Origin of the sequence: Rhodococcus sp. (in: high G+C Gram-positive bacteria), from assembly GCF_049591685.1 — a bacterium.
Taxonomy (GTDB): Bacteria; Actinomycetota; Actinomycetes; order Mycobacteriales; family Mycobacteriaceae; genus Rhodococcoides.
The window spans coordinates 1-7,505 of the sequence record NZ_JBAWFH010000233.1; the positions used below are offsets into that span (position 1 = coordinate 1).

The window sequence follows — 7,505 nt, forward strand, 5'->3', positions numbered from 1 at the left end:
CGGGTGTACTGCACATGGCCTGGAGTGTCGGCGATGATGAATTTTCTTCTCGGGGTGGCGAAGTACCGGTGCGCGACGTCGATGGTGATGCCCTGTTCGCGCTCGGCGCGCAATCCGTCGGTCAGCAGCGCGAGATCGGTGGCGTGGCCACCGCGTTCTCGACTGGTCTTCTCCACAGCCTCCAATTGATCTTCGAAAATGGACTTCGAGTCGTACAGAAGCCGCCCGATCAACGTCGACTTCCCGTCGTCGACGCTGCCCGCAGTGGCCACCCGCAACAGTTGGGCCATCAGAAGTACCCTTCTTTCTTGCGGTCTTCCATGCCTGCTTCCGAAATTCGATCGTCTGCTCTCGTCGCCCCTCGCTCGGTGATCCGGCTCGCCGCTACTTCTTCGACCACCTGGTGCGCATCGGACGCCGTGGACCGGACGCAGCCGGTGCAGGTGGCGTCGCCGACGGTACGGAATCGCACGGTCGTCTCGAACGGCTGCTCTCCCGGCAGGGCATCGACGAATCGGGTTGCAGCAAGGAGCATTCCGTCACGAGGGATGACGAGCCGTCGATGCGCGTAGTAAATGCTCGGGAGGGTTATGTTCTCGGCCTCGATGTACTGCCAGATGTCGAGTTCGGTCCAGTTCGACAGGGGAAACACTCGGATGTGCTCGCCGCGTCGGTGGCGTCCGTTGTACAGCTGCCACAATTCGGGGCGCTGACGCCTCGGGTCCCACTGACCGTGCTCGTCGCGGAAACTGAACACGCGCTCCTTGGCGCGCGCCTTCTCCTCGTCGCGACGGGCACCACCGAACACGGCGTCGAACGATTGCTCACCGATGGCACGCAACAACGTTCGCGTCTGAAGTCGATTTCGGCTCGCTCGCGGGCCGACCTCCTCGCGCACTCGGCCCGCGTCGATATCGTCCTGGACGCGGGCGATCACCATGTCGACTGCATAGGCGTCCACTGCGCGATCGCGGAACTCGATGACCTCGTCGAAGTTGTGACCAGTGTCGATGTGCATGACGGAGAAGGGCACGCGCGCCGGCCAGAAAGCCTTGGCCGCCACGTGCAGCATGACGACCGAATCTTTTCCACCCGAGAAGAGGAGAACGGGCCGCTCCGCCGTGGCGGCGACCTCACGAAAGATGTGCACCGCTTCGGCTTCGAGCGCGGCCAGGTGCGAGAGTTCGTATGCAGTCGACGCCCCCACGAGGCCCGCCCTTCAGTAGCCGCAAACGGTACGAACAAGTACCGCACCGGTAGATTCGAACCCACGCAATATAGAACGTGTTCTCGCACGCGTCAACGGGTGGGACGGCGCCCACCGATGTCGGCGGTGATCGCCCGAGCGGCGGCCGTCAACGCTTCGCCACGCTCGGCGATCTGCGCTGCTGTGACAGCGGCGCCGACATGCAGGGTGAGCACGAGCGACTGCGACCCCGACGAGTCGTACGTGGGCGCCGCGATGACGCTGACCTCGTGGGCGGAGTCTGCTGCGCCCTCGGCCTCGTCGAGCCAGACCCGCTCACCGTGACCGGAGACCATCTCCCCCAGCAGTTCGCGAACCTCCTCGGGACGTTCGTCGTTCGTCCGCGACCCCGGCCATGACGGAGTGCAGCTCGAGGCCCACCGCCGTCAGCGTCTCGACCAGGCAGCCGGTGCGCCTGCAGATGTCCACGACGCGGCGAACATGATCGCGATCGATCCGAACGGGCAGGGTCGGTCACCTCCAGGACGGTGATGCGATCGGCGACCACAGCCGACGCGGTGCAGGTGGTGCCGTACCGCGCGCTCAACTCCGCGAGATGCGTTCGCGCTATCGGCCCCAGCGCGTAGCCGGATTGCGCGGCTCGCCCGGCAGCGATCAGCGCAGGTCCGAGACCGTAGGTCACGGTGGCCGGGTCACGGACGAGGTAACCCGCTCCCGTCAGTGAGGAAAGGATGCCGAGGCACGTCGGTTTACTGAGGCCCAGCGCGCGCGAGAGTTCGGACAATCCGAAGCGCCGCGCACCGCGAGCGACGAAGTGGTCGAGCACCGCAACCACCCGATCGGTGGGTGGGGATGTCCGAGTAGTCATTGACCCTCACTAGAACACGTTCTATTGTCATCGTCGAACCCGTTCTACCACAGCGGTACACATCTGTACCCCCGAAGCGAGGAGATGGGTGTGCTGACCGACGCACTGGCCGAAGCGATTGCGACTGCCGAAGGAATCATCGAGGCAGCGCCTCATATCGAGAGCGAGCAAGACCTGGTCGAGGGTTACGAGTACCTTGCGGGAAGCATTCGCGCGTCCATTCAGATGGCGTGGGCCTACGACAAGCAATTCCCGTTCTTTGTCTCCTCCACCGGGCCATACACCAAAATGGGGCTCGACAACCCGGACACCCTCTACTTTCACGCGAACATCGCGGACGACTGCGAGTACATCGTCGAGGGAAGACGAGGCAGCACAACCGATCTCAGTTTCCAGATCCTGAAGGGTGACTACTCCCCCGTCGACGTCCCGGACAGCCTCACCGCATTCGACGATCGCTCCTTCGACATCGACCCCGACGGTACTTTCGCGCTGCGATTCGGCCGACCGTCGGAGGAACCCAATCACTTCACCCTGGGCGCGGGCTCGTCGATGCTGGTTGTCCGCGAGGTGTACAACGACTGGTCGGCGACCCGAGGGACTTTGACCATCCGCCGAGCCGACGAGGACGGCGGCGCACCGAAGCCTCCGAGCAAGGACACCGTCTCCAAGCGCTATTCGACGGCCGGCAAGTTGCTCCTCGGTCGACTGCACACCTTCCTGCAGTTCCCCCGTTGGTTCTACCTGAACCTCGAGGTCAACACCCTCACCGAGCCCAGGCTCACGCCGGGGGGCCTGAGCACCCAGTACTCGTCGGCCGGACACTATGACCTACGCCGAGACCAGGCGATGGTCGTCACGGTCCCGAAATCCGATGCGCCCTATCAGGGTTTTCAACTAGGTAGCATGTGGTACGTCTCGCTCGACTACATCCACCACCAAACCTCGCTGACCTCCGAACAGGCTCAGACCGACCCCGACGGGCACATCAGACTCGTCGTCAGCGAGCAGAGTCCGGGCGTTGCCAATTGGATCGAGACCACCGGACACTCGCGCGGCTACGCACAATTTCGGTGGCAACGCGTCAGCCGCGAGATGACCGCCGCAGACGGGCCCGCCGTCGAAGTGGTCGCCCTCGACGACGTTCCCTCACGGCTGCCCTACTACGACTCGAACAAGATCTCACCGCAGGATTTTGCGCGACGCATCGCAGCTCGCCGCCACGCCGTCGACCAACGGATGCTCGGGTGACCGGCCCGATGCTGGACGGGAAGGTCGTCGTCGTCTCGGGCGTCGGCCCGTCGCTCGGTCGTTCGATCGCCCTACGCAGCGCGCAGGCCGGTGCCGACGTGGTACTTGCTGCCCGCAGCGCCGACTACCTCGACGACGTCGCGAAAGAGGTCACCGCGCTCGGCCGCCGCGCAGTAGCCGTCCGTACCGACATCACGGACGAAGCCTCGTCGACCGCACTCGTCGACACCGCCGTCGACGCGCTCGGCCGGGTCGATGCCCTGGTCAACAACGCGTTCGCGATTCCGTCGATGAAGGACCTCGCCCACACGGACCAGTCCGTCATCCGACGGGGACTCGAGTTGTCGCTGTTCGCGACTCTGCGGCTTTCTCAACTGTTCACGCCTGCACTTGCCGAATCGGGCGGATCGATCGTCATGATCAACTCGGCCGTCATCCGCCATTCGCAACCGAAGTACGGGAGCTACAAGATCGCGAAGGCGGCACTGCTCGCAATGTCACAGACGCTTGCGAGCGAACTGGGACCGCAGGGGGTTCGCGTCAATACCGTTGCACCGGGCTATATCTGGGGCGATAATCTGAAGGGCTACTTCGCCCACATGGCGCAGAAGTACGGAACGACATCGGAGCAGATTTACGAGCAGACGGCGGCCGGCACGGACCTGCGGCGCCTCCCCGAACCCGACGAGATCGCCGACGCAGTGGTCTTCCTCGCATCCCCCCGAGCGCGCGCCATCACCGGTCAATGCCTCGACGTCAACTGCGGCGAGTACCACCACTAGGAGTCGTGATGACCAATATGGAACGCACCGACGTCGGCACGATCGAGGACCTGCACTCATCGGCCACGAAGTTCACCGGCCTCACCGATTTCGGATCCGAGGACTACGTCGAAGCTTTGGGTGTACTGCTCGACTCGTATCACCGCGATGCGCAATTGACCGCGCTGGGATCGAAGATGAGTCGGTTCTTCCTGCGGGGTGCGCTGATTGCTCGATCGTTCAGCGAGCTTGCTTGGCAGCAGAATCCGCGCCACACCGAGGTTCCGGTCGAGCGGCCCATCTTCGTCACCGGGTTACCGAGGACCGGCACGACTGCGCTGCACCGACTGCTGACCGCGGACCCCGCGCACCAGGGCCTGGAGATGTGGCTCACCGAGATGCCGCAGCCGCGTCCCCCACGAGGCACGTGGGAAGCGAACCCGATCTTCACTCAGATCGAGCAGGGCTTCGCGCAACATCACGTCGAGCACCCGGAATTCATGGGCGTGCACTACATGTCGGCCGCCGAGGTGGAGGAGTGCTGGCAGCTACTGCGTCAGTCCGTCCACTCGATCTCGTACGAATGCCTGGCGTACCTTCCCACGTATTCGTCCTGGCTCGCCGAGCAGAGCTGGCTGTCGACGTATCGACGGCACCGAAAGAACCTGCAGCTCATCGGCCTGCACGACGTCGACCGCCGATGGGTTTTGAAGAACCCGAGCCACCTCTTCGCGTTGGACGAATTGCTGAAGGTCTATCCCGACGCACTGATTGTTCAGTGCCACCGTGAGCCGCGCACGATCATGCCGTCGATGTGCAGCCTTGCCGAGCACGCGACGCAGGGATGGTCGGATCTGTTCCGCGGCAACGTCATCGGGCGTACGCAGGTCGACCTGTGGGAGCGCGGGCTTCACACCTTCGCCGACGCCCGAGCAAAGGCCGATTCGACGCAGTTCTACGACGTCGACTACCACGATTTCGTTGCCGATCCACTCAACACCGTGTCTCAGGTCTACGAGTATTTCGGTCTGGACCTCAACCCGGATGCACAATTGAACATGGCCGCGATGCACAACGAAAGCCGCAGCGGGAAACGTCGCCCCGCGCACAAATACACCCTCGAGGACTTCGGCCTCGACGGTGACGAAATCGACCGACGGTTCGCCTAGTGTGAGGACATGGCTCCGACCCGCTGGCAAATCGAGAACTCGCCCGACCAGTCCAAGCAGTACGTCGAACGGTTCGCGCGTCTGGAATCGCGAGGCGTCGATCTGCACGGTGAGGCGCGGATGGTCGACGCCTTGCTCGCCCCAGGGAGCGCAGTCCTCGACGCCGGTTGCGGCACAGCCCGTCTGGGCGCGGAGCTCGCACATCGAGGACATCGGGTCACCGCGGTCGATCTCGATCCGGTGTTCGTCGACGTGGCGCGCGCACATACCGATCTGACCGTTCACCGTGCCGACCTGACCGAATTCGACCTCGGCGAGCAGTTCGACGCCGTCGTTGCTGCAGGCAATGTCATGGTGTTCATGACTCCCGGCACCGAGCGCCTCGCAGTGGAACGTATGGCAGCCCACCTGACCGCGGGCGGGGTGTTCGTTGCCGGATTCGCGACGGATCGGGACTACACGCTCGAGGCGTTCGACGCCGATCTTGCCGCCGTGGGCTTACTCGTCGAGCACCGGTTTTCGACGTGGGACCTACGGCCGTGGCGCGATGACGCGGACTGGGCAGTCACCGTCGCCCGGAAGCCTCAGTTGCTGGCCTGACCACCGGTCCACTCGGACGGGAGCGCGTCGAACCACGCCAACGTCGCTTGCTCGTAACGGATTCCGAAATCCAGCGTGGCGGAGTCGAAGAGGCTGGCGTTGCCCGAACTGTCGCGCTGAGCTTCGTATTTGGCGAGCGTCTGCTCGTGCCGTCGGCGATGTTCGACGACGATGGCGGCCAGCCTGGCCGGTGCCAGGTGCTCGCCGAACGCGATGGTCAGCAACAACGGATGCCGAATGTTCTCCTCGCCCGGTTCGCGATCGATCCATTGCGCGAAGGCTCTTTTGCCCGCGTCGGTGATCGTGAACGGCTTCTGCGCTCGGGCACCGACGGCACCTACCTCGACGAGCCCCCGAGCGGCGAGCGCGGTCAACTCTCGATAGACCTGACTACGCGTCACGGTCCAGAAGCCGCCGATGGACAGTTCAGCGGTTGCGTGCAGATCCCACCCCGTCATGGGCCCGTGGTGGAGAAACCCCAGGAGAGACGCTGCCGTCGCGTTGAGTGTCGGTTCGGTCGTTGCCACGGTTCCATCGTCACATACCTTGACATTCCATTGTGGGAGGTCGATGCTGGGGATATCGCAACGTTCCACAATGGAATGTCAAACCGCCGGACTGGAGTTCACGATGGACTACCGACCTTCGCCCGACTCGCACGCCCCGACCATGCGGGTGACCGACGCCGAGCGCGAACATGCTGTGGAAGAACTGACCGCCCATGTCGCCACTGGTCGCCTGGCGATCGACGAGTTCGACGCCCGGGCCGGCCGGGCCTATGCGGCGGTGACCAGGTCGGACCTTCGCGACGTACTGATCGACCTGCCGTCCCCCACACCGGTCTCGTCTGAATCCGAGACGCCCCACTCCTCGACGAGTCGAGACTGGCTGACCTGGGCCGGCGTCGGGATCCTTTGCCTGACGATCTGGGCCGTCACCTCCATCGCCACGGGCAACTTCCTCTACCCGTGGCCCATCTGGGTCATCGGACCATGGGGCGCCATGCTGGCGCTCCAACGAGTCACCGGCCTACCAGTCGGCACCCACTGCCGCAGTCGGCGCGCCTACTGACCTGAGTCAGCCGACCGAGCCTCGAAGGCTGTCAGCGCCGACGAGGGTGCCGTCACTTGTACGCCCCACCTACATTTCCGCCGCACGCCTGAGAAGGTCCCGCGACAAGGGATGTCAACATCAGCAGCGGCGATGTGAAGGTTCCGGACGCCCGTGCCGGTCCGATCAGGATTCTGCCACCTCGCCCGCCGTAGCTGACCCCCGTTGAGAACGAGACGTAACCACCGCGGTCAGCATCGCTGGCTCCCGAGCCCGTAAGCTTTTTTTTGGACGGAACCGCAACGGCTGCATAGCTATCAGAGTCCCCGCCGAGCAGATTGCCTCACCACGAACCCCTCTTGGGCTTTTATTTTATAGCCCCCGGTGCGGCAGCTCAGGGCGTCCAATGATCAAGCCGCAGCACTAGTCCTGCCCGGTCACCTTCCAGGCGCTCCGATCTGGACGGATCGGTTCATACCCGCCGGATACTTACGTTTTCAACATTATGATTGAATTCGAAGCTACTGTCTCGCAGAACCATTCGAGACGTCAAGGGGTTGTAGTCGAACATATGTTCGAATACAGTTGGATGCATGGAC

The 7,505-nt window shown here is 63.7% G+C and carries 8 protein-coding genes and 1 pseudogene; 5 read left to right on the plus strand and 4 right to left on the minus strand.

The annotated features are described in order from the left end of the window. The 3 genes and pseudogenes from WBQ44_RS09780 to WBQ44_RS09790 all read right to left on the minus strand — a co-directional run. The coding region (locus WBQ44_RS09780) for a GTP-binding protein (RefSeq protein WP_495566509.1) at nucleotides 1–290 on the minus strand (290 nt) is incomplete at its 3' end. Beyond that, nucleotides 290–1,207, minus strand: coding sequence for a sulfate adenylyltransferase subunit CysD (gene cysD, locus WBQ44_RS09785; RefSeq protein WP_495566510.1), 918 nt, complete (start codon nucleotides 1,205–1,207; stop codon nucleotides 290–292). The genes WBQ44_RS09780 and cysD, both read right to left, overlap by 1 nt. Nucleotides 1,208–1,299: 92 nt before the next feature. After that, nucleotides 1,300–2,075 (minus strand): annotated as a pseudogene (locus WBQ44_RS09790) (helix-turn-helix domain-containing protein). A gap of 90 nt (nucleotides 2,076–2,165) precedes the next feature. On the opposite strand from WBQ44_RS09790, the gene WBQ44_RS09795 reads away from it, so the two are divergent. From WBQ44_RS09795 to WBQ44_RS09810, 4 genes are read left to right on the plus strand one after another with little or no spacing between them, the layout of a single operon-like run. Next, nucleotides 2,166–3,326: a hypothetical protein gene (locus WBQ44_RS09795; RefSeq protein ID WP_495566511.1), complete on the plus strand. Its 1,161-nt coding sequence runs from the start codon at nucleotides 2,166–2,168 to the stop codon at nucleotides 3,324–3,326. An 8-nt stretch (nucleotides 3,327–3,334) separates the two neighbouring features. After that, on the plus strand, nucleotides 3,335–4,108 hold the full coding sequence (locus WBQ44_RS09800; protein ID WP_495566516.1) for an SDR family oxidoreductase: 774 nt from the start codon (nucleotides 3,335–3,337) through the stop codon (nucleotides 4,106–4,108). 8 nt (nucleotides 4,109–4,116) lie between these two features. Continuing rightward, the gene (locus WBQ44_RS09805; RefSeq protein WP_495566512.1) at nucleotides 4,117–5,256 is read left to right on the plus strand and encodes a sulfotransferase family protein; all 1,140 of its coding nucleotides are present in this window, start codon (nucleotides 4,117–4,119) and stop codon (nucleotides 5,254–5,256) included. Nucleotides 5,257–5,265: 9 nt separating this feature from the next. Beyond that, nucleotides 5,266–5,856: a class I SAM-dependent methyltransferase gene (locus WBQ44_RS09810; protein WP_495566513.1), complete on the plus strand. Its 591-nt coding sequence runs from the start codon at nucleotides 5,266–5,268 to the stop codon at nucleotides 5,854–5,856. Here WBQ44_RS09810 and WBQ44_RS09815 read toward each other — a convergent pair. After that, the gene (locus WBQ44_RS09815) at nucleotides 5,841–6,383 is read right to left on the minus strand and encodes a PadR family transcriptional regulator (protein ID WP_495566514.1); all 543 of its coding nucleotides are present in this window, start codon (nucleotides 6,381–6,383) and stop codon (nucleotides 5,841–5,843) included. The genes WBQ44_RS09810 and WBQ44_RS09815 overlap by 16 nt on opposite strands. Before the next feature lie 70 nt (nucleotides 6,384–6,453). Here WBQ44_RS09815 and WBQ44_RS09820 point away from each other — a divergent pair, with 70 nt between their 5' ends. Next, complete coding sequence (locus WBQ44_RS09820) at nucleotides 6,454–6,927, plus strand: DUF1707 SHOCT-like domain-containing protein (protein WP_495566515.1); 474 nt, start codon at nucleotides 6,454–6,456, stop codon at nucleotides 6,925–6,927. Nucleotides 6,928–7,505: the final 578 nt, after the last annotated feature.

Bases quoted from the DNA above. Each gene is read 5' to 3' on its own strand.
- WBQ44_RS09820 (WP_495566515.1), top strand. From the start codon at position 6,454: ATGGAATGTCAAACCGCCGGACTGGAGTTCACGATGGACTACCGACCT.
- WBQ44_RS09810 (WP_495566513.1), top strand. From the start codon at position 5,266: ATGGCTCCGACCCGCTGGCAAATCGAGAACTCGCCCGACCAGTCCAAG.
- WBQ44_RS09800 (WP_495566516.1), top strand. From the start codon at position 3,335: ATGCTGGACGGGAAGGTCGTCGTCGTCTCGGGCGTCGGCCCGTCGCTC.
- WBQ44_RS09805 (WP_495566512.1), top strand. From the start codon at position 4,117: ATGACCAATATGGAACGCACCGACGTCGGCACGATCGAGGACCTGCAC.